Origin of the sequence: Microvirga arabica (assembly GCF_016811235.1) — a bacterium.
In the GTDB taxonomy this organism is placed as follows: domain Bacteria; phylum Pseudomonadota; class Alphaproteobacteria; order Rhizobiales; family Beijerinckiaceae; genus Microvirga; species Microvirga arabica.
In genome coordinates this window covers 47952-69677 of the sequence record NZ_JAFBID010000016.1, presented here as the reverse complement: position 1 = coordinate 69677, position 21726 = coordinate 47952, and the positions used below count along the sequence as shown (strand labels likewise).

The following is a 21726-nucleotide window of genomic DNA, read 5'->3' as shown; positions in this document are numbered from 1 at the left end:
GCTCAGGCCCCAGTTCATCCGTGTCATGGGGTCCGAAGGGCGCATGTGGACAAGTCTTGAGGAAGTCGCATCCTATGTCTTAAGGTCGCATCCCCCTTAGGAAACGCCCTGCATCACAAGAATCGGACCCTCATGACCGACGATCAGCGCCCGACTCGCCGCAAACGCCCCACCTTCACGGACCAGGAGGCGCTGCAATTCCACGCCCAAGGACGCCCCGGCAAGCTCGAGGTCGTCCCGACCAAGCCCATGGCGACCCAGCGCGACCTGTCGCTCGCCTATTCTCCGGGCGTCGCAGTGCCGGTGCTGGCGATTGCCGAGAACCCGTCGCTCGCCTTCGACTATACCACCCGGTCCAACATGGTGGCGGTGATCTCGAACGGAACGGCGATCCTCGGCCTCGGCAACCTCGGAGCGCTCGCCTCGAAGCCGGTGATGGAGGGCAAGTCGGTGCTCTTCAAGCGCTTCGCGGATGTGGATTCCATCGACCTCGAGGTCGACACGGAGGATGCCGACAACTTCATCAACTGCGTGCGCTATCTCGGACCTTCCTTCGGCGGTATCAACCTCGAGGATATCAAGGCGCCGGAATGCTTCATTATCGAGGAGCGCCTGCGGGAACTCATGGACATTCCGGTGTTCCATGACGACCAGCACGGCACGGCGATCATCGCGGCGGCGGGCCTCATCAACGCGCTCCACCTGACCGACCGCGACATGGCGAAGACCAGGCTCGTGGTGAACGGTGCGGGTGCTGCCGGTATCGCCTGCACGGAGCTTCTGAAGGCCATGGGCTTCGCGCCCAACAACGTCATCCTCTGCGACACCAAGGGGGTGATCTACAAGGGCCGCACCGAGGGGATGAACCAGTGGAAATCGGCCCACGCGGCGGAGACCGACGCTCGCACGCTTGCCGATGCGCTCAACGGCGCCGATGCGGTGTTCGGCCTGTCGGCGAAGGGCGCGTTCACCGATGACATGATCCGCTCCATGGCTTCGAACCCGATCATCTTCGCCATGGCCAATCCCGATCCGGAAATCACCCCTGAAGAGGTGGCGCGCATCCGCGATGACGTGATCATCGCCACGGGCCGGTCCGATTATCCGAACCAGGTCAACAACGTTCTCGGATTCCCCTACATCTTCCGCGGCGCCCTCGACGTGCAGGCGACCACCATCAACATGGAGATGAAGATCGCGGCCGCTCAGGCGCTTGCGGAACTCGCCCGCGAGGATGTGCCCGACGAGGTAGCGGCGGCCTATCAGGGCACACGCCCGCGTTTCGGACGCGACTACATCATACCGGTGCCGTTCGATCCGCGCCTGATCCACACGATCCCGATGGCGGTAGCGAAGGCCGCGATGGATACCGGCGTGGCCCGGCGTCCCATCGTCGACATGCGCTCCTACAAGGCGCAACTCTCCGCCCGGCGCGATCCGGTGGCCGGCACGCTCAACCGCATCTTCGAGCGCGTGCGCAAGTTCCCCAAGCGCGTGGTCTTCGCCGAGGGCGAGGAGGAGCAGGTCATCCGTGCCGCTCTGTCCTTCGTCAACCAGGGTCTCGGCAAGGCCATCCTCGTGGGGCGCGAGGATCGCATTCACGAGACGGCGGTGCAGGCCGGCATCGATCTCGAAGGCCGCGAGGGCATCGAGATCCATAACGCGCGTCTGTCAAACCGCAACGCGACCTATGCGCAGTTCCTCTACGAACGCCTGCAGCGCAAAGGTTACCTGTTCCGCGACTGCCAGCGCATGATCAACCAGGACCGCAACCACTTCGCCGCCTCCATGGTGGCCTTGGGCGACGCGGATGCCATGGTGACCGGCGCGACACGCAACTATTCGACGGCGCTCAGCGACGTGCGGCACGTGATCGACGCCAAGCCCGGCCACCGGGTGATCGGCGTCTCGCTCTGCTTGGCGCGCGGCCGCACGGTGCTGGTGGCCGATACGGCCATTCACGAAATGCCGAACGCGCAGGAGCTCGCCGAGATCGCGATTGAATCCGCCGGCGTCGCCCGCCGCCTCGGCTATGAGCCGCGGGTTGCGCTCCTGTCCTTCTCGACCTTTGGTCATCCAAGAGCGGAGCGGGCCGAGAAGATCCAGGAGGCGGTGAAGATCCTGGACGGCATGCGGGTCGATTTTGAGTATGACGGCGAGATGGCGGCCGATGTGGCGCTCAACCGGGACGTCATGGCGCAGTACCCGTTCAGCCGCCTGACCGACACGGCGAACGTGCTCATCATGCCGGCATTCCACTCGGCCTCTATCTCCACCAAGATGCTGCAGGAACTCGGCGGCGCGATGGTGCTGGGCCCGCTCGTGGTGGGGCTCGACAAGCCGGTGCAGATCGTCTCCCTGGGCGCCACCGACAACGACATCGTCAACATGGCGGCACTCGCTGCCTACAACATCGGCGGCTGAATGCCTTGAGGCCGCTCCCTCAATGCCGATGCGTTGAGGGAGCCTGCTCCCGCCGGTCAGCGGGCACTTCTCCTGCTGGAGCAAAGAGGGATCGGGTGGCGGATTTCACCGCCTGCCAGCCTTGAGTCTTGTGCATCAACTCGATCTCGCCGCGCTGCGCATGGCGGGTCGCATGGGCCATGAGACGCAGGCGGATGTCCTCCGCGCGGCGCAGAGCCTCATCCGCCATGAGCACCGCACCCTGATGATGCGTGGTCATGAGGGCGATGAACAAAGGATCGAAATCAGCGCTGTTGGTCCGCCGCAGGCTCTCCATCTGTTCGGCTGAGAGCATGCCCGGCATGCTGGCGTGCTCCGGCGGAGAGGGCGGCGGCAGGTCGCCCTCGAACCAGCTGCGCCACCATTGCCGGAACATGGCGATCTCGCCCTTCTGGTCCGCTCCCATCAGATGCGCGAGATTCCTCAAGTATGGATCCTGCGCCTTGTCGATGGCCAGCTGAGCGAGCTCCACGCCCTGCCCATGATGGGCCGCCATGCGGCGCATATAGCTCTGGTCGAAGCCGGGGTTCTCGCCCATCCAGGGCGGCTCTCGGTTCTGCCAGCCGAAGAAGGCCACGATGCCGAGGACGAGAAGTCCTGCGGCGGCGAGCCCGCTCCACACGGCGGTGAAGCGCCTGTGCGGCGAGGGCAGGCGGTTGCCGAGCCAGTCGCGCAGCCAGGGAAAGAGCGGATACATGGAAGCCGAGACCGCGTGGACCAGAAAGCCGATCCAGTAGGGCTGGTTGAGGGTGAAGATCGGCTGCCAGAAGGGGATGAGCGGCACCAGGACGAACCACTCGGCCGCCGAGGTGAAGAGAGCCCAGGGCAGGGCAACGAGAAGGATGGTCCGCGGCCTCAATCCCGCCGTCCAACGACCGAACAGGCCGAAGAATACGACGGCCCAGGAGAAATCGGCCCATTGGTGAAACAGGATTCCGGCGATGATGACCGGCCATGAGGGCTCGATCTGGAGCATCCCGTCACGGAACGGAATGGTGGCCACCACCATCCAGTCCACGACCGCGTCGCGGCCGATCCGGGCGGCAAGGAACTGGCTCACCAGGGTCGAGAAGGTGCTCGAGATCAGGCCGAGCAGCGCGGCGGCGCGCCAGTTCAAGCCCGTCTTCGACTGCAGCCACCCCGCCATTGCCAACCCCGCATGATGCGAATCCCGCACACAAACGCCGGAGGGGCGCGCTTGATCCCGCCAGGCTTCGAGCCTGTCGATCTTGAGAGTGGCGCGGGAGCCTGCCAGGGGCTAAAGCCCTGGGCGTAACCATGAAGGAAAACGCCTGATCATGACCAAGCCGACCACTGTGGTGTTCGACATCGGCAACGTGCTGCTGCGCTGGGACCCGCGCAATCTCTACCGCACCCTTTTCGACAATGAGGTGGAGATGGAGTGGTTTCTCGAGAATGTCTGCACCCATGACTGGAACGTGGAGCAGGACCGGGGCCGCGACTGGGACGAGGCGGTGGCCCTGCTCGTCAAGGATCATCCGAAGCACGAACCGCATATCCGCGCCTTCCACGAGCGCTGGAGCGAGACCGTCTCCGGCGTGTTCGAGGACCATGTGGCCTTGCTGCTCCGCCTGCGCGAGGCAGGTGTGCCGAACTACTGCATCACGAATTTCTCAGGCCCCAAGTTCGTCCTGGCCAAAGAGCGCTTTCCGTTCCTCGCGGGGTTCGACGGCATCATCGTCTCAGGTGACGAGCGTCTGCTGAAGCCCGATCCCGCCATCTATCACCTCCTGCTCGACCGCTACGGGCTCAAAGTGGGGGATTGCGTGTTCATCGACGATTCCAAGCCCAATGTGGAGGCGGCCCGAAACATGGGCATGCACGCGATCCATTGCGTCGAAGGCATTGATCTGGCCGCTGAACTGCGGGGGTATGGTTTCCCTGTCTGACCTTGCTGCTGTCATACCCGGCGGCCGTGAAGGGGATCTACCGGCACGCTCAGCGCCATGGATTCCCTTCCCCTCCGCTGCGCTCCGGCCGGGAATGACAGCGGAGGTGGCCAAGCACCCTTGCCCTTCCGCACGGCTTGAGCCATCACGCGGCATGCGCGCTTTCGACACCTCCCTGCCCATCGATGCGGTCCTCGGCGACCTGACGGCGAGCCTACGCAGGCGGCCGAATGTGGTTCTCGTGGCGCCGCCCGGCGCTGGCAAGACCACGCGCGTGCCCCTGGTGCTGCTCGACGAGCCTTGGGTGAACGGGGACAAGATCATCGTGCTGGAGCCGCGCCGGCTCGCAGCCCGCGCGGCCGCTGCCCGCATGGCGCAGACCCTGGGTGAGGCCGTCGGCGAGACAGTGGGTCTTCGCGTGCGCCTCGGCTCCAAGGTGAGCCGCAGGACGCGCATCGAGGTGGTGACCGAGGGCGTCTTCGCCCGCATGATCCTCGACGATCCGTCTCTGGAAGGTGTCGCGGCCGTTCTGTTTGACGAGTTCCACGAACGCTCCCTTGATGCGGATCTCGGCCTCGCGCTGGCGCTCGATGCTCAGGGAGGTTTAAGGGAGGATCTTCGTCTTCTGGTCATGTCGGCAACGCTCGACGGCGCACGGGTGGCGAAGCTGTTGAGCGAGGCGCCGGTCGTCGAGTCCGAAGGTCGCGCCTATCCGGTCGAGACCCGCTATCTCGGGCGCGATCCCAACCGTCGCACCGAGGAGCAGGTGGCCGATGCGGTCACGCGTGCCCTGCGGGTCGAAGGCGGATCCATCCTGGTGTTCCTGCCGGGGCAGGGAGAGATCCGCCGGTTCGAGACGCTCTTGCGCGAACGCATTACTGACCCTGCTGTCGATATCGCGCCGCTCTATGGCGCCCTGGAACGGGGCGAGCAGGATATGGCGGTGAGCCCTGCCAAACCCGGGCGGCGCAAGGTGGTGCTCGCCACCTCGATCGCCGAGACCTCGCTCACCATCGAAGGCGTGCGCGTTGTGATCGATTCAGGATTGGCTCGCGTGCCGGTCTATGAGCCGAATATCGGCCTCACGCGCCTGGAGACGGTGCGTGTCTCCCGCGCCGCCGCCGACCAGCGCCGGGGCCGCGCGGGCCGCACGGAACCTGGCGTCTGCTACCGCCTCTGGGAGGAGGCTGCGACCGGGGCGCTGGAGCCCTTCGGCCGACCGGAAATCCTCTCCGCCGACCTTGCGCCCTTGCTGCTCGATTGTTCAGCCTGGGGCGTCGCGGATCCGACGACACTTGCGTTCCTCGACCCTCCACCCGCACCGGCCCTGAAAGAAGCGAGAACACTGCTGCAGCAGCTCGGCGCTCTCGACGGCGAGGGGCGCATCACCGAGGTCGGGCACAAGTTGCGCGACCTGCCGCTGCCGCCGCGCCTGGCCCGCATGGTGCTGCTCGCCGGCGAGAGCGGGCAGGCGCGCGATGCCGCCGATGTAGCGGCCGTTCTCGTCGAGCGCGGCCTCGGCGGCGATGCGGCGGATCTCGCTGACCGCGTCGAGCGCTTCCGCCGCGACCGCTCCAAGCGGGCGGAGGACATGCGGCGTATGGCTCAGGGCTGGGCGAAGGGCAGCAACGGTGCCTCAAGAGGCGAGCCGCGGTCCATCGGCGCGCTGCTGACGCTCGCTTATCCCGACCGCCTCGCCAAGGCTCGCGGCAAGCCGGGTGAGTATCTCATGGCCAACGGGCGCGGCGCATCGCTTGAGGCCCACGAGCGGCTGGCCAAGGAGTCTTATCTGGCGGTTGCCGAAATTGCCGGCGGCGCAGCCTCCGCGCGCATTCTCGCAGCCGCTGCCATCTCGCCTGAAGAGATCGAGGCGCTGTTCGGCCATGCCATCGAGCAGCGCGACGAGATCACCTTCGACCGGCAGGCAAAAGCTCTTCGGGCGCGAGGCGTCCGGCGCCTGGGAGCTCTTCTGTTGAACGAGCGGCCCCTGAAGGTTCCGCAAACGGAAGAGGCGGCGCGTGCACTCGCCGAAGGGCTCGTCTCGCTGGGGCTCGATGCGCTGCCCTGGTCGAAAGCCCTGGCGCAGTGGCGCGAGCGCGTGATGTTCCTTCGCAAAGCCGAGGGTGAGGAATGGCCGGACCTGTCCGACGAGGCGCTGACGCGCAATGCGGACGAGTGGCTGGCGCCGCACCTAGTGGGCAAAAGCAGCCTCGGCGAGATCGGTCCCGACCTGTTGAGTGAGGCCCTGCGCAGCCTGCTGCCGTGGAACCTGCAGCGGCGTCTCGACACGGAGGCGCCGACCCATATCGAGGTGCCAACCGGGTCGCAGATCCCCGTCGATTACGGCGCCGAAGAGGGGCCCGTTCTTGCCGTGCGCGTGCAGGAACTGTTCGGGCTCGACAAGCATCCCACCATCGCAGCCGGGCGCGTGCCGCTCATCCTGCACCTGCTCTCGCCGGCGCAGCGCCCGATCCAGATCACCCGCGACCTGCCGGGCTTCTGGCGCGGCTCCTGGGCGGCGGTGCGGGCCGACATGCGCGGGCAGTACCCGAAGCATCCCTGGCCGGAGGATCCGCTGTCCGCTCCGCCGACTCGGCGTGCCAAACCGCGGAGCACGTGACGTCCGATGCGTGGGCCCGGCTCTGGCTTCCACTCAGAGCCAAAGGAATACCAGGATCAGGATTACGATCAGCACATTGAGCAGTATGAGCCAGATCCGGGTGGTTCGTGCGTGTTCGCGGATTTCCTCTCTCAGGTTCAGTTCGAGGTCTTCAAGCCGCCTGTAGAGGTTCTCCTGCCGCTGATCGAACAGCAGCCGCGTCTTCTCGTGCGCGTCCCGTGTTCCCTCGATCAAAATTTCCCAATATTCGCGGCGCTCTTTCTCGTGCGCCTCCCGGCGGGCCTGCGATTGCCGCTTGCGCTCTTCTGAAGGTTGGGCCATCTCATCGTTTCCAACTGATCAAAAAGATCCACCCGATCCGCACACTCTAAGGAGAGCATCGTCTGATGCAGAACTCCGGTTCTTCGCGAAGCCGCACCGGGCTTAATCTCTGAACGACTCGATCAACCGTCCCGCCGTGGCACGGTTCAACGCCATGGGAATATCGTACACGAGGGCGAGGCGCATCAGCGCCTTCACGTCCACGTCATGCGGGTGCGGCGAGAGCGGGTCGACGAAGAAGAACAGGGCGTCGATCCTGCCTTCCGCGATCATCGCGCCGATCTGCTGGTCTCCGCCGAGCGGGCCGCTCTTCAGCCGCGTGACGGAGAGCGAAGGGCAACGCTCCATCACGCGAGCGCCCGTGGTGCCGGTGGCAAAAAGCGTGAAGGGACGAAGATCGTTCTCGTACAGGGCCACGAACGCGGCCATGTCATCCTTCTTGGCGTCGTGGGCCACGAGCGCCAGGGTCAGTTGAGTCATGGGAGAGACAGCTCAGTTGCTCCAGCGGTCACGCCACTGCATTTCACCGGCCATGCAGTTGGTGCGCTGAGGGGACTGGATGCGGCTGATCAGGGGCTGTCCGGGCATCAGGTTGGCAATCTCAAGCAGGATCTTGGTTTTGATCGCCTCGATGAACTGGTCGCGCTCCCGCACCGGAACGGTGAACGAACCCTGGCCGCCGATCACGCAATCCTTGTAATAGACGTCGAGATCCGGGATGTCGAGGTAGCCGGGCTGGCGCAGCATGATCGGCAAACCGTTGATGGTGATGCCCTTGGCCAGCGCTGCGTCGCGGGCCTCCAGAACGAGGCGGCCCTGGTTGTTGGGCCCGTCGCCCGACACGTCGATCACGCGCCGGGTGGCGTTGAGGCCACTCTCCTCCAGAAGCTTCACGCTGAAGTCGATGGCGCTGGAGATCGAGGTGCGTTGCGCCCGCCGCAAGGGCGTGGAGGCGATCCTGTCGGCGAAGGCCATCAGGCTCTCGGAATTGTCGAGCACCGTCCAGGGAATGATCACCTTCTGATCCGGCGAGCCCGCCCATTCCATGTAGGTCACAGCGATCCGGCCCAACATGCCGCCGCGGATCGCATCGTGGACGAGCTTGGAGCGGAAGGCCTGGGCGAAGCCTTCCCGCTGCAGGGCTTGTTCGTCCGTATCCATGGAAAAGGAGATATCCACCGCGACCACGAGGGCGAGATCGACTTCGGTTTCGGTCTGGGCCTGAACAGGGAGGGCAAGAAGCCCCCACAGGCAGACGAAGGCTGCGGCAAGGCGGGTGAAGCCGGAACAAACCATCGGAATCTCCTGTGCGGGAGCCGGATTGGTCGGAAAAGTGTGCCAGCTTCTGGAACTAAGGCAAGGCTGCTCCCGGACCAGAGGGGAGCATTAAGAATGCTTAGCCTCTACAATTGTGAGGGCTGCCTGGAAGGCGGCGTCGGGGTCGAGATGGGTTGTGTCGAGGGTCACCGCGTCAGTGGCGGCCTTGAGCGGGGCGGTGCTGCGGCTCATGTCGCGCTCGTCCCGGCGGCGGATGTCCGCGAGGATCGTCTCGTACTCGGCCTGCTCGCCGCGTCGCAAAAGCTCCAGATGGCGCCGCCGCGCCCGCTCCTCGGGAGCCGCGGTGATGAACAGCTTCACATCCGCATCCGGGCAGACCACGGTGCCGATGTCCCGTCCGTCGAGCACCGCGCCCGGTTTCTGCACGCTGAACTGGCGCTGGAAGGCCAGCAGGGCGTCGCGCACCGGCTGATAGGCTGAGACCACCGAGGCGGCCTCGCCCATGGCAGCGCCCCTGAGGCGGGAATCGTCGTCGAGATGCGAGACGTCCAGGCTCTGCGCCACTGCCGTGGCGGCGTCCTGGTCGGTGAGGGGAACGTTCCCGTCCATGAGCACGCGGGCGACCGCCCGGTAGAGCAGGCCGGTGTCCAGATGGGCGAAGCCGTAATGCTCTGCAAGGCGCTTGCCCAGGGTGCCCTTGCCGGAAGCCGCGGGGCCGTCGATGGCAATGATCATGGGCGGCTCAATCCTGGATCGTGGCGCCGAGCTCCCGCATGAGCGGGATGAAGCTGGGGAAACTGGTCACGATCATGGCACCGTCATCGACCGTCATCGGCTCGGCCGTCGCCAGGCCCATGACCAGGAACGACATGGCGATGCGGTGGTCGAGGTGGGTCGCCACCGGCCTGCCGCCGCCCCGGACCTTGCCGTCGGAGCCATGGACGATGAGATCGTCGCCCTCGATCTCGTGCTCGACGCCGGCCTCGGCGAGGCCCGCTGCGACGGCCGCCAGGCGGTCGGATTCCTTGACCCGCAGCTCGTGCAAGCCCTGCATCCGGGTCGTGCCTTCGGCGAAGGAAGCCGCCACCGCCAGGATCGGGTATTCGTCGATCATGGCCGGAGCCCGGGCATGGGGGACGGTCACGCCGGTGAGGCGGCTGTGCCGGACGCGCAGATCCGCCACCGTCTCGCCGCCCTCGTTGCGCTCGTTCAGGCGCTCGATGGCGGCGCCCATCTCGATCAGCGTCGTGATGAGGCCGGTGCGCAGGGGATTCATCATCACGCCTTCGATCACCACGTCCGAGCCGGGGGTGATCAGCGCCGCCACCAGGGGGAAGGAGGCCGAGGAGGGATCGGTCGGCACCACGATATCGGTGCCGCGCAGTTCCGGCTGGCCCTGCAGGGTGATGGCGCGGCCATCCGTGCCATGGGGAGCAACCTCAACGCTCGCACCGAAATGGCGCAGCATCCGCTCCGTGTGGTCGCGGGTCGCCTCGCGCTCGATCACGGTGGTCTTGCCCGGCGAATTGAGGCCGGCAAGCAGGATGGCCGACTTGATCTGGGCCGAGGCGGCCGGGGTCTCGTAGGTGACGGGAAGCGTCTCGCGGGGGCCGCGCAGGGTCAGGGGAACCCGCCCGCCCTCGGCCTCGCTCACCACGGTCACGCCCATCTGGACGAGCGGATCGAGGATCCGGCGCATGGGGCGCTTGCGGAGCGAAGCGTCGCCGTCGAAGGTCGAGGTGATCGGGTGGCTGCCGGCGACGCCCATCATGAGCCGCGAGCCGGTGCCCGCATTGCCGAAATCAAGAACATCCTTGGGCTCGGTCAGGCCCCCAATGCCGACACCGACGATCCGCCAGCGGCCCGGAGCCTCGCGGGTGATGGTGGCGCCGAGCGCCCGGCAGGCCTCGGCGGTGCGCAGCACATCGTCGCCCTCCAGGAGGCCCTCCACCCGGGTTTCACCAATAGAGAGGAGCCCGAAGATCATGGAGCGGTGGGAAATCGACTTGTCGCCGGGAACGCGGATGCGCCCTTTCAGGGGCGCTCCGGACCTGCTGGCGACCGGGGAGGGCATTCCGTGCGCGTGCGACATCGTGTTTTGAGTTCCTCAAGCCTTCTCGTCAGGGCGGGCTCCTAACACGGGGTTTTCCCGCCGTCACGCGTAAGCTGGGTCAAGCTAGGCCCTCGGCCCAGCAATTTCCTATTTGACAAGCCATCCCCTGCCGACTAACGGAGCCTTCCCAACCATTCACACTTATCCAAGGCAATCACCCGTGGCCAAACCGGAACTCGGCTTGAAGCGCCAGTGCATGAGCTGCGGCGCGAAATTCTACGACCTCAACAAGGACCCGGCGGTCTGCCCGAAATGCGGCACCGTCTTCCAGGCAACAGCCATGACCCGCGTTGCCGCCCCCGTGGCGGCCCGTGCCGCCGCCGTGGCCGATGACGACGATACCGAGCTCGAGGCAGCCGGCCCGGAGATGGTCTCCCTCGACGAGGTTGAGGCCGACGAGAACGAGAAGGACATCCCGGTCGATGACGACATCGAGGTGGCCGACGACGTTGCCGATGACGACACCTTCCTCGAGGACGAGGAAGAAGGTGACGACGACGTGTCCGATCTGATCGACAGCGATCTGGAGGACGACGAAGAGGCTTGAACCTCGGATCGGAGGCGACTATAGAGACGCCTCTGATTTGAACAGAGATCGCCGCGGTGCCCCATAGGCCGCGGCTCGGATGGGGCCATAGCTCAGCTGGGAGAGCGCTTGCATGGCATGCAAGAGGTCGGCGGTTCGATCCCGCCTGGCTCCACCAAATCTTTCCAAAAAGCTGCCCCTCAGGGCGGCTTTTTTGTTGGCGACGTCCGTTATCAGCCCTTTGTCTCATGGAAAGGGCTGTCATCTTCATTTTTAGTCGCGACGCCTTAAGCTAAGGGCAGGATCTTCACATCCACCGAAAGCGGGAACGATGACGCGCGTCCAGACGAACGGCCTCCAGGTTGCACCGGTTCTTCACGAGTTCATCGAGCGGGAGGCGGTGGCCTATACCGGCGTCTCGGCGGATGCCTTCTGGAAGGGGCTGGCCGGTCTCGTGAAGGAGTTCGGCCCGCGAGACCGCGAGCTGCTCGCGGTCCGCGACAGGCTCCAGGCGCAGATCGACGAGTATCATCGCGCCCGAAAGGGTCAGCCCTTCGATCAGGCCGCCTATGAGCAGTTCCTGAGGGACATCGGCTACGTGCTGCCGGAGCCCGAGGACTTTGCCGTCCGCACGCAGAACGTGGACGACGAGATTGCCCGCATCGCCGGACCCCAGCTCGTGGTGCCGGTTTCGAATGCCCGCTATGCGCTGAACGCCGCCAATGCCCGCTGGGGCAGCCTCTACGACGCCCTCTACGGCACCGATGCGATCCCGGAGGATGACGGCGCCACCCGCTCGGGCGGCTACAACAAGGCCCGCGGCGCCAAGGTCGTGGCCAGCGCCCGCGAGGTGCTCGACCGGGCGGCGCCCTTGGCGGGCGGCAGCCACAGGGATGCTGGCTCCTACACCATCCAGGGCACGGCCCTCATCGTCACGCTTCAAGACGGCACCGAGACGGGGCTTTCCGATCCGGCCCAGTTCGTGGGCTACCAGGGCGAGGCGGCAAGCCCCTCATCCGTGCTGCTGCGCCACAACAACCTGCATCTCGACATCCGGATTGACCGCTCGCATCCCATCGGCGCCGAAGACCCGGCAGGTGTCGCCGACGTGGTGATGGAATCCGCCGTCTCCACCATCATGGACCTGGAGGACTCTGTGGCGGCGGTCGATGCCGACGACAAGGTCGAGGTCTACCGCACCTGGCTCGGGCTGATGAAGGGCGATCTGGTCGAGAGTTTCGAGAAGGGCGGACGAACCGTCGAACGCAGGCTCAATCCTGATCGGGTTTACACGTCAGTGAATGGCGGCGAGATCCGCCTGCACGGGCGTAGCCTCATGCTGGTGCGCAACGTGGGCCACCACATGTTCACCGATGCGGTGCTCGACGAGAACGGCGAGGAAATCCCTGAGACCATCCTCGATGCGGCTATCACGTCGCTCATCGCCATTCACGACCTCAAGGGCGCGGGCACGCTGCGCAACAGCCGCGCGGGCTCGGTCTATATCGTGAAGCCCAAGATGCACGGGCCGGACGAGGTGGCGTTTGCCAACGATCTTTTCGCCGCCGTCGAGAGCATGCTGGATCTTCCCCGCAACACCCTCAAGATGGGCATCATGGACGAGGAGCGGCGCACCTCCGTCAACCTCAAGGCCTGCATCCATGCGGCGGCCGAGCGCATCGTGTTCATCAACACGGGCTTCCTCGACCGCACGGGCGACGAGATCCACACCTCCATGGAAGCCGGCCCGATGATCCGCAAGAACGACATGAAGTCGACCGCGTGGATCAAGGCCTACGAGGACAACAACGTGGATGTCGGGTTGCTCTGCGGCCTGCCGGGCAAGGCGCAGATCGGCAAGGGCATGTGGGCCGCGCCCGACAAGATGGCCGACATGCTGTCCCAGAAGATCGGCCACCCGCAGGCCGGCGCCACCACCGCCTGGGTGCCATCGCCGACCGCCGCAACGCTCCACGCGCTGCACTATCATCAGGTGAGCGTGCCGGCACGGCAGGAAGAGTTGAAGACGCGTTCGCGCGCAAAACTCTCCGACATCCTGACCATTCCGGTGTCGCAGTCGAACTGGGCGCCCGATGCCGTGCAGCAGGAGCTCGACAACAACTGCCAGGGCATCCTCGGCTACGTGGTGCGCTGGATCGACCAGGGCGTCGGCTGCTCCAAGGTGCCGGACATTCATGATGTGGGTCTCATGGAAGATCGGGCGACCCTGCGCATCTCCAGCCAGCACCTCGCCAACTGGCTGCGCCACGGCATCGTCAGTGAGGATCAGGTGATGCAGACCCTGCGCCGCATGGCCGAAGTGGTGGACCGGCAGAATGCCGGCGATCCACTCTATCGGACGATGGCGCCGAACTTCGATGGCCCTGCCTTCCGGGCTGCCTGCGATCTGGTCTTCAAAGGCGCGGAACAGCCCAACGGCTACACCGAGTACGTGCTGCACGAGCGCCGCCGCGAGGCGAAGGCCGCAGGCGCTCCGGACCGCATCGACGAGAGCGGCGTCAGAACACAATAAGGAAAAGGGCGCCGCACCGGCGCCCTTTTCATTCGTGCGATGCAGAGGAGAGCGCGTCGACCGTGCCGCCGATGAGATTGCGGCTGAGAAGATGCTCCGTGGTGAGGTCGAAGCGGACGGGTGTGAGCTTTGACGGAAGCGACGCGATCCAATCCTTCAGCTGCCGCGCCGCCGCCACGGCCTCGTCCCGCTCCACGGTCCTGAAGCGCACCTTTGTGCCTGAGCGCATCTGCGCGAACCGGGCGAGATCGGCGCTGATCACCGTGGCGATCTTCGGATAGCCGCCCGCCGTCTGCCGGTCGCGCATCAGCACGATGGGCTGGCCGCTGCCCGGCACCTGGATATGGCCGTCGACGATCCCGTCCGACACGATGTTGAAGCCCTTGGCGTGCTCCAGCTTGGGCCCGGTGAGCTGAAAGCCCATCCGATCGGCCTGGGGACTGATGGTGAACTCACTTTCCAGAAACAACTGAATGCTTTCCGGCGTGAAGTAATCGTCCTGCGGCCCCAGCATGACGCGGAGAGGGCCGGTCTCCTCGACGACATCCACGGTCAGCTGCATGGGCTCGCCCGCTTGAGCCTCCAGCCGGCAGGGCAGGTGGTTGCCCGCCTTGAGCGGTGCCCCTTTCAGGCCCCCGAGGCGCGAGCGCAGATGAAACGACAGGCTTCCCAACTGCGGTTCGACCGCAAGGCCGCCAGCCACGGACAGATACGCGAAGGTGCCGGTGCGCGGGTGCCCCACGTCCAAGGTTTGGCCCTCCCTCAGCATAAACGAGGTCAGGAGCGGGACGGGCGTTCCGTCGATGCTGGCGGACACACCCGCACCGGCGACGGCGAGGCGAAGGTCGCCGCCCTCAGCTGTGAAGGAACCGCCGAGATTAACGAACTCGATGGCCGCCATGTCGGGAGGGTTGCCGACAAGGGTGTTGGCCATCGCCAATGCGCGGCGGTCCATGGCGCCGGAGGGCGAGACGCCGAAGCCCTGATAGCCGATCCGGCCGCGATCCTGCAGGGCCGTCATGGGGCCGCAGGATTTCACCACGAGGTCGATCATGGGCGAACCTCCTCGGCCACCGGCTCGCCGGCGCGGACGGCCTTCTCCATCGCCTCCCAGCGTGATTCATCGACGGGCTCGAAGACGATCTCGTCGCCGGCCGCGAACAGGAAGACCGGATCGCGCTCCGGTGCGTAGGGGCGCACGGGCGTCAGGCCGAGATTGTGCCAGCCGCTCGGCATGTCCATGGGGGCGATGCCGGCCTGCTCGCCGCCGATCATGATCGTCCCGGCCGGGATCTTGGCCCGGGGATGAACTCTCCGGGACGTAGCGATCCTCTTGTCGAGGCCGCCGAGATAGGTGAAGCCGGGCAGGAAGCCGATCATGTAGATGCGGTAGACGGCCGATGAATGGATCTCGATCACCTGGTTCGGCGTGAGGCCATGGATCTCCGCGACCTCCTCCAGGTCGCTCCCGTATGCGCCGCCATACACCACCGGCACGCGCCAGCGCCGTCCAACACTGTGCCGAGGCGCAAGATCCTTCGTCTCCTCGTCGAGGAGCCTCACAAGCGCGTCATAGTCGGTGACTGCAGGATCGAACTGGATGGTCAGGGAGCGGTAGGTCGGCACCGTCTCGATCAGTCCGGTGGGAGCGCGGGTGCGGACGATCTCGTCGAGGGCCAGGACCATGGCGTTGAGGGCAGGGTCGATCGTGCTCCCGAACTCGACCGTCAGGGCGCTGTCTCCGCAGGGAAGAATCTTTGGTGTCGGCACCACGCCCCCATTCGGTTTGACGAAACGGCATCCGATCCATCTCATATCGGCGCGGGTCAGACAACGGCAGGGAAGGAGAAAGGGACATGCGCCCGGCACATGGGCGAACTCGCGCACGCGCTGCTTCCCATGCTCCCTTTTGCTAGGCTCACCTCCGACTCATCCTTTGTGCTAAAGCATCGGACCCAAAAGTGGACGCCACTTTTGGGATCAATTCGATACTTCTTTATAATGGCGCATCGTTGAGAGCGGAAAACCGGGGCCACTTTTCCGCACGATGCGCTATGCCATGTGATGCCTGGAGCCCAGGCCCAAGCGGAGAAGACCATGACCTTGACATCGAAAGCAGCCGTCATCACCGGCTCGACCAGCGGCATCGGCCTGGCCATCGCCCGCGCGCTCGCCAAGGAAGGTGCGAACATCGTCCTCAACGGGCTGGGTGACGAGGCCGAGATCGAAAAGACCCGCGCCGGGATCGAGAGCGAGTTTGGCGTGAAAGCCGTCTATTCGCCGGCCAACATGCTCAAAGCCGACGAGATCGAAGAGATGGTCCGCCTCGGTGAGCGCACCTTCGGCAGTGTCGATATCCTCGTCAACAATGCGGGCATCCAGTTCGTCTCGCCCGTGGAGGATTTCCCGGTCGAGAAGTGGGACCAGATCATCGCCATCAATCTCACGTCGGCCTTCCACGCCATCCGCGCCGCCGTGCCCGGCATGAAGGCGCGCGGATGGGGCCGCATCATCAACACGGCCTCGGCTCATTCGCTGGTGGCCTCGCCGTTCAAGTCGGCCTATGTGGCGGCCAAGCACGGCATCGCGGGCCTCACGAAGACGGTGGCGCTGGAGGTGGCGACGCACGGCATCACCGTGAACTGCATCAGCCCGGGCTATGTTTGGACACCGTTGGTCGAGCGGCAGATTCCTGACACCATGAAGGCGCGCGGGCTCACCAAGGAACAGGTCATCAACGACGTGCTCTTGGAGGCTCAGCCCACCAAGCAGTTCGTCACCGTCGATCAGGTGGCGGGCCTCGCCGTGTTCCTGTGCTCGGATGCAGCCAGCCAGATGTCCGGTGCCAACCTGTCGATGGATGGCGGCTGGACGGCGAAGTAAGATCAGGAGGCGAGCCTTGCGAGGGGCTTACCCCCTTGCGAAGGCATCCGTTGCTTCGATGAGATGATGGGTGATGCCGGGCTCGCTCACTGCGTGGCCCGCATCCGGCACCATGATGAACTGCGCCTCGGGCCACGCCTTGTGCAGGTCCCAGGCGGTCTTGGGCGGCGTGGCCATATCATAGCGGCCCTGGATGATCACCCCCGGAATGCCCTTCAGCCGATGGGCGTTGCGGATGAGTTGACCATCCTCGAACCAGCCCTCGTGAACGAAGTAGTGGTTCTCGATCCGGGCGAAGGCGATGGCGTAATGCTCATCGCCGAAAATATCGCTGTATTCCTGGTTGTGCAGGAGCGTGATCGTCTCGCCCTCCCACAGGCTCCACGCCCGCGCGGCCCGCGCCTGGACGGCCGGATCGGGATCGATCAGGCGCTTGCGGTATGCCGCCATGAGATCGCCGCGTTCCTCTTCAGGGATCGGCGCGAGGAAGCCCTCCCACTTGTCGGGAAAGATCCAGGAGGCGCCCTCCTGGTAGTACCAGAGCAGCTCCGAGCGTCGGAGGGTGAAGATCCCGCGCAGCACGAGCTCGGTGACGCGCTCCGGGTGCGTCTCGGCGTAAGCGAGGGCCAGGGTCGAGCCCCAGGAGCCGCCGAACACCATCCACTTGTCCACACCGATCATTTCTCGCAGGCGCTCGATGTCGGCCACAAGGTGCCAAGTGGTGTTGGCCTCCAGGCTCGCATAGGGCGTGGAGCGGCCGCAGCTGCGCTGATCGAACAGGAGGATGCGGTACTTCTCAGGGTCGAAGAGCCGGCGCTGAGCCGGCGTGCAGCCGCCGCCCGGACCCCCATGCAGGAAAACCACGGGTTTTCCCTGCGGGTTGCCGCACAATTCCCAATAAACCCGGTGTCCGTCGCCGACATCCAGCATGCCGTGATCGTAGGGTTCTATTTCGGGGTAGAATGTGCGCATGGCTTAAGGGCTCCCGCAGAGTGAACTCAATCCATAGCCGGGGGAGCAGTCCCTGTCAGCATGGCCTTGAATTCCTAAGCCGGCTTTCAAACCCCTAGACGCGTCGTGCAACTGTCATGTAGTTTTGCAACTGGGGAACAAGGGCAAAGCCCAACCACACTGGAGGACGAGGATGTTGACGAAACGCGCCAGCCTGAAGCTGGCAACCGCTCTTGCCGCTCTCATGGTCGCCGGATCGGCGCAGGCTGCCGAGAAACTGCGGCTCCTGACCTGGTCGGGCTACGCGCCGGCCGATATCGTGGCGCAGTTCACGAAGGAGACCGGCATCGAGGTCGAGGTGACAACCTCGAACAATGAGGAGATGATCTCCAAGCTGCGCGCCACGCAAGGTGCTGGCTTCGACCTCGCTCAGCCGAGCCAGGACCGCATCGCCGGCCCGCAGACGGAATTCGGCATCTACAAGCCGCTCGACATGTCGAAGATCAAGTCGGACCAGTTCATCGGATCGATGCTGGAGGCGACGAAGAAGAACACCAGTGTGGACAGCAAGGTCTATGGCGTTCCCCACATCTGGGGCACGGACGGGCTTGTGGTGAACACCAAGGCCGCGCCGAAAGTGGCCGATTACAACGACCTCTGCGATCCCGCTCTCGCTGGCAAGACCAGCTTCCGCGCCAAGCGCCCGGCGCTGATTGCTTTCGCGTTCGCCAACGGCATGGATCCCTTCGCGGCCTACGGCGATGCAAAAGCCTATGCCGCCCTGATGGACAAGGTTGGTGCCAAGCTCGCCGAGTGCAAGAAGAACGTGAAGTTCTTTTGGGAGGGCAACGATCAGCTCCTCAATGCCGTGCGCTCCGGCGAGATCGTCGCCGCCATGGCCTGGGATACGGGCGGGTGGAAGCTCAACGCCGATAACCCGGACATGAAGTTCATCGCACCGAAGTCCGGTGCGCTCGGCTGGGTCGACACCTTCGCAATCCCCGCCAAGGGCCGCAATGACGATGCCGCCTACAAGTGGATCAACTTCAACATGCGTCCTGAGATCGCCGCGAAGGTCGCGGCCGCTGCCGGCAACTTCACAGCCTCCAATGGCGCCGACAAGCTCATGGAAGGCAAGCTGAAGGATCAGTTCGCCGAGAGCTTCCCGAAGGCCGCCATCGACAACATTCGCTGGTACCCGGCTGTGCCGGCAGGCCTCGAGGAGATCGAGGGCAAGGTTCTCGACCGCCTGAAGGCCGGTTCGTAAACACCCTCTCAGGCTCTTCGTCCCCCGGCTCACGCTGGGGGACGACACTTTTTGTATCGGCAGCGTCATGGCCTCTTCCACCGATCTCGATATCGTCAACGTCACCAAGCGTTTTGGCTCGCATGCCGCCGTCGATGACGTGAGCTTCAGCGTCGCCCCCGGCGAGTTCTTTTCGATCCTCGGACCCTCCGGCTGCGGCAAGACCACCCTGATGCGCATGATCGCCGGATTCGAGCATCCGACGAGCGGCGACATCCGCATCCGCGGCCAATCGATGATCGGCGTTCCGGCCAACAAGCGGCCAGTCAACATGGTGTTCCAGAGCCTCGCGCTCTTTCCCATGATGAGCGTCGGCGAGAACGTGGCCTATGGGCTCACCTGCCGCGGCGTGTCACGCGCGGAAGCCGATGAGCGCGCGAGCCGCATGCTGGAGCGCGTGGGCCTCAAAGGCTTCGGGAGCCGCCGCGTGACGGCTCTTTCGGGCGGCCAACGGCAGCGCGTGGCGATCGCCCGCTGCCTCGTGCTGGAGCCCACCCTCGTGCTCCTCGACGAGCCTTTGGGCGCCCTCGATCTCAAGCTGCGCGAGCACATGAAGATCGAGCTCAAGCAGTTGCAGGGCACCTTCAACACCACCTTCGCCTACATCACGCACGACCAGTCCGAAGCGCTCGTCATGTCCGACCGCATCGCCGTGATGAACCAGGGACGGTTCGAGCAGGTGGGCAGCCCGCGCGAGCTTTATCACAATCCCGCAACACCCTTCGTGGCGAGCTTTGTCGGCGAGACGAACCGCCTGCAGGGCGAGGCGGCAGCGGCATCCAACGGCACCATTGCCGTGCGACTTCCGTCCGGCGCCGTCGTGCAGGGGCAGGGGAAAGGCGCAGCGAAAGCTCTCGCCTTCGTGCGGCCCGAGGCCGTGGCTCTGGCGCAGGATCCTGCGTCCCTGAGCAATCTCCCCAATCGCTTCGAAGGGCGCGTGTCGGCGGTGCTCTTCGACGGTGCCGCGTCGAGCCTGCTCATCGACACGACAGGTTTCGAGCAGCCGGTCCGTGCCGTGCTGCCGCAGGCCGGCCCGCTTGCCGGTATCCAGGTCGGCGCGCCTGTCCACGTCGGCTGGACGGCGGATGCCATGAAGGTCTTCGCCGCATGATCGCGAAGCAGGCCTCACGCCTCACGCTCTTCCTGCTTCTCGCTCCCGCCATCCTGTGGCTGGGGCTTCTCATCGTGCTGCCGCATGTGGAAATCCTCGTCCTCTCCTTCAGCGAGCGCGTCGCGCCGCGGGTCTATGCCTTCGGGTTCGGCAATTACCTCGAGTTTTTCACCGAACCGCTCTACTGGCGCACCTTCGCGCGCACGGCGTTCATGTCGATCCTCGTGACGGCGCTGACCCTGGTGCTCGCCTTTCCCATCGCGCTCTACATCGCCCGCGTGGCGCAAGGCCGCCTCAAGGCCATGCTGCTGCTGCTCTGCCTGCTGCCGTTCTGGGTGTCGGAGCTGGTGCGCACCCTCGGCTGGATGATCCTTTTGCGCGAGACGGGCGTGATCTCCTACGCGCTGCGTTCCATGGGTGTCGCGAGCCAGCCGGTGGAGCTTCTCTACAACGACGGCGCGGTCATCCTCGGCCTCGTCTATGGCGGGCTTCTCTTCATGATCGTGCCGCTCGCAAACGCTCTGGAGAGCCTGGAGCCCGCTGTCGTTGAGGCTGGCTATGATCTCGGCGGCAGCCGCTGGACGGTTTTGCGCCGCATCGTTATTCCCCACGCCATGCCAGGCATCGTGGCAGGCTGCATCATCGTGTTCATGCTCACCGTCGGCAACTTCGCGACGCCGGTTCTGCTGGGCGGCAAGAACGGCTTATGGTTCACGGAGCAGATCTACGCGCAGTTCATCACGCGTTTCAATTGGCCTCAAGGAGCCGCCTTCGGCATGCTGCTCCTGCTGCTCTCCTCGGCCATCGTGTGGCTGGGCCTGCGCCTGACGGGCCAGAGCCTCGGCACCACCCTGAAGCAGGCGTGAGCCCATGAACCGCCCATCGATTACCTGGAAGCTCTACATCGCGGCGTTCTACCTCTTCCTGTTCGCGCCGCTCTTCGTCGTGGCGATCTTCGCCTTCAACGCGAGCCCGTTCCCATCGCCGCCCTGGCGCGGCTTTACGTTGGAATGGTTCACCGGCTCTGGCGCTGTTTTCGGAAAGCCCGGCGTGCTGGTGGATCCGATCTGGCTCGAGAGCATCGGCAACAGCTTCAAGGTGGCCATTCCCGTGGCGCTGCTCGCCGTGCTCCTCGGCACGGTAAATGCCTGGGTGCTGGAGCGGGCGGAGTTTCGCGGCAAGACGTTTGTCGCCATGATGATGCTCTGGCCGCTGGTCATCCCCGGCGTGGTGCTCGGCATCTCGATCCTGGCCTTCTTCTCGCGCGTGACGAACGGGCTCGAGGACTGGCTCCAGACCGATCTCGATTTTCTGCGGCCCGGCCTGCCGCTGGTGGTACTGGGCCAGCTCTCCTTCATCCTCACCATTGCGACGCTCATCATCGCGGCGCGCCTGCGCAAGTTCGATCGCGCACTGGAAGAGGCCGCCTTCGATCTCGGCGCCAGCCGCGCAAGAGTCTTGAGAACGGTGACGCTGCCTTTCCTGAGTCCCGCGCTCATCGGAGCCGGGCTCGTGGCGCTCTTGATGTCGTTCGAGAACTTCAACACGACCCTGATGCTGGTGGGCTCCGAGGCGCCCCTGCCGATCGCCATGTACGGCCAGATGCGCGAGGGCGCATCGCCCGCGATCAACGCGGTGAGCCTGCTGCTCATGCTCGGCGTCGGCGGCATCGCGAGCGTGTTTGCGCTCACCTCGAAGGCAGAGCGGTAAG

The 21726-nt window shown here is 65.1% G+C and carries 19 protein-coding genes and 1 tRNA gene; 11 read left to right on the top strand and 9 right to left on the bottom strand.

Translation table 11 applies throughout. The features are described from left to right. Positions 1-132: 132 nt before the first annotated feature. Positions 133-2424, top strand: coding sequence for an NADP-dependent malic enzyme (locus JQC81_RS10885; RefSeq protein ID WP_203271835.1), 2292 nt, complete (start codon positions 133-135; stop codon positions 2422-2424). A gap of 19 nt (positions 2425-2443) precedes the next feature. On the opposite strand, the gene JQC81_RS10880 is transcribed toward JQC81_RS10885, so the two are convergent. Next, positions 2444-3610, bottom strand: a complete 1167-nt coding sequence (locus tag JQC81_RS10880; protein ID WP_203271834.1) for a DUF305 domain-containing protein — start codon at positions 3608-3610, stop codon at positions 2444-2446. A gap of 151 nt (positions 3611-3761) precedes the next feature. Between JQC81_RS10880 and JQC81_RS10875 the strand changes: the two genes are divergently transcribed. Further along, complete coding sequence (locus tag JQC81_RS10875) at positions 3762-4373, top strand: HAD family hydrolase (RefSeq protein WP_203271833.1); 612 nt, start codon at positions 3762-3764, stop codon at positions 4371-4373. Positions 4374-4527: 154 nt separating this feature from the next. Then, a complete protein-coding gene (gene hrpB, locus JQC81_RS10870) occupies positions 4528-6993 on the top strand; it encodes an ATP-dependent helicase HrpB (RefSeq protein WP_203271832.1) in 2466 nt (821 codons plus the stop codon). Between the two features lie 33 nt (positions 6994-7026). On the opposite strand, the gene JQC81_RS10865 is transcribed toward hrpB, so the two are convergent. From JQC81_RS10865 to aroA, 5 genes are all read right to left on the bottom strand, one after another. Beyond that, a complete protein-coding gene (locus tag JQC81_RS10865; RefSeq protein WP_203271831.1) occupies positions 7027-7314 on the bottom strand; it encodes a hypothetical protein in 288 nt (95 codons plus the stop codon). Positions 7315-7416: 102 nt separating this feature from the next. Then, the gene (locus JQC81_RS10860) at positions 7417-7794 is read right to left on the bottom strand and encodes a methylglyoxal synthase (protein WP_203271830.1); all 378 of its coding nucleotides are present in this window, start codon (positions 7792-7794) and stop codon (positions 7417-7419) included. 12 nt (positions 7795-7806) lie between these two features. Continuing rightward, entirely contained in the window at positions 7807-8610 is an 804-nt protein-coding gene (locus JQC81_RS10855; RefSeq protein ID WP_203271829.1) for a DUF1194 domain-containing protein, read from the bottom strand. Between the two features lie 90 nt (positions 8611-8700). Then, the gene (gene cmk, locus JQC81_RS10850) at positions 8701-9327 is read right to left on the bottom strand and encodes a (d)CMP kinase (RefSeq protein ID WP_203271828.1); all 627 of its coding nucleotides are present in this window, start codon (positions 9325-9327) and stop codon (positions 8701-8703) included. Positions 9328-9334: 7 nt separating this feature from the next. Beyond that, entirely contained in the window at positions 9335-10684 is a 1350-nt protein-coding gene (gene aroA / locus JQC81_RS10845) for a 3-phosphoshikimate 1-carboxyvinyltransferase (RefSeq protein WP_203271827.1), read from the bottom strand. A 181-nt stretch (positions 10685-10865) separates the two neighbouring features. Between aroA and JQC81_RS10840 the strand changes: the two genes are divergently transcribed. The 3 genes from JQC81_RS10840 (at position 10866) to JQC81_RS10830 (ending at position 13764) form a co-directional block, all read left to right on the top strand. Continuing rightward, on the top strand, positions 10866-11252 hold the full coding sequence (locus JQC81_RS10840) for a TIGR02300 family protein (protein ID WP_203271826.1): 387 nt from the start codon (positions 10866-10868) through the stop codon (positions 11250-11252). A gap of 81 nt (positions 11253-11333) precedes the next feature. Continuing rightward, a tRNA-Ala gene (locus tag JQC81_RS10835) sits at positions 11334-11409 on the top strand. Positions 11410-11562: 153 nt separating this feature from the next. Further along, positions 11563-13764 carry a malate synthase G gene (locus JQC81_RS10830; protein ID WP_203271825.1) on the top strand — a complete coding sequence of 734 codons (2202 nt, stop codon included), beginning with the start codon at positions 11563-11565 and terminating at the stop codon, positions 13762-13764. Between the two features lie 28 nt (positions 13765-13792). On the opposite strand, the gene JQC81_RS10825 is transcribed toward JQC81_RS10830, so the two are convergent. Continuing rightward, positions 13793-14818: a 5-oxoprolinase subunit C family protein gene (locus JQC81_RS10825; RefSeq protein WP_203271824.1), complete on the bottom strand. Its 1026-nt coding sequence runs from the start codon at positions 14816-14818 to the stop codon at positions 13793-13795. Next, a complete protein-coding gene (gene pxpB, locus JQC81_RS10820; protein WP_312887501.1) occupies positions 14815-15534 on the bottom strand; it encodes a 5-oxoprolinase subunit PxpB in 720 nt (239 codons plus the stop codon). Before pxpB ends, JQC81_RS10825 begins: the two co-directional genes overlap by 4 nt. Positions 15535-15861: 327 nt before the next feature. On the opposite strand from pxpB, the gene JQC81_RS10815 reads away from it, so the two are divergent. After that, complete coding sequence (locus tag JQC81_RS10815; RefSeq protein WP_203271823.1) at positions 15862-16647, top strand: 3-hydroxybutyrate dehydrogenase; 786 nt, start codon at positions 15862-15864, stop codon at positions 16645-16647. A 27-nt stretch (positions 16648-16674) separates the two neighbouring features. On the opposite strand, the gene pip is transcribed toward JQC81_RS10815, so the two are convergent. Further along, positions 16675-17619 (bottom strand): prolyl aminopeptidase, encoded by a 945-nt coding sequence (gene pip / locus JQC81_RS10810; RefSeq protein WP_203271822.1) that lies wholly within the window; start codon positions 17617-17619, stop codon positions 16675-16677. A gap of 172 nt (positions 17620-17791) precedes the next feature. On the opposite strand from pip, the gene JQC81_RS10805 reads away from it, so the two are divergent. The 4 genes from JQC81_RS10805 to JQC81_RS10790 all read left to right on the top strand — a co-directional run bounded on the left by JQC81_RS10805 (position 17792) and on the right by JQC81_RS10790 (position 21725). Further along, positions 17792-18865: an extracellular solute-binding protein gene (locus JQC81_RS10805; RefSeq protein WP_203271821.1), complete on the top strand. Its 1074-nt coding sequence runs from the start codon at positions 17792-17794 to the stop codon at positions 18863-18865. Positions 18866-18932: 67 nt separating this feature from the next. Continuing rightward, a complete protein-coding gene (locus tag JQC81_RS10800) occupies positions 18933-20015 on the top strand; it encodes an ABC transporter ATP-binding protein (RefSeq protein ID WP_203271820.1) in 1083 nt (360 codons plus the stop codon). Next, positions 20012-20881, top strand: coding sequence for an ABC transporter permease (locus tag JQC81_RS10795; protein ID WP_203271819.1), 870 nt, complete (start codon positions 20012-20014; stop codon positions 20879-20881). Before JQC81_RS10800 ends, JQC81_RS10795 begins: the two co-directional genes overlap by 4 nt. Before the next feature lie 4 nt (positions 20882-20885). Further along, a complete protein-coding gene (locus JQC81_RS10790) occupies positions 20886-21725 on the top strand; it encodes an ABC transporter permease (protein WP_203271818.1) in 840 nt (279 codons plus the stop codon). The last annotated feature ends 1 nt before the right edge of the window (position 21726 follow it).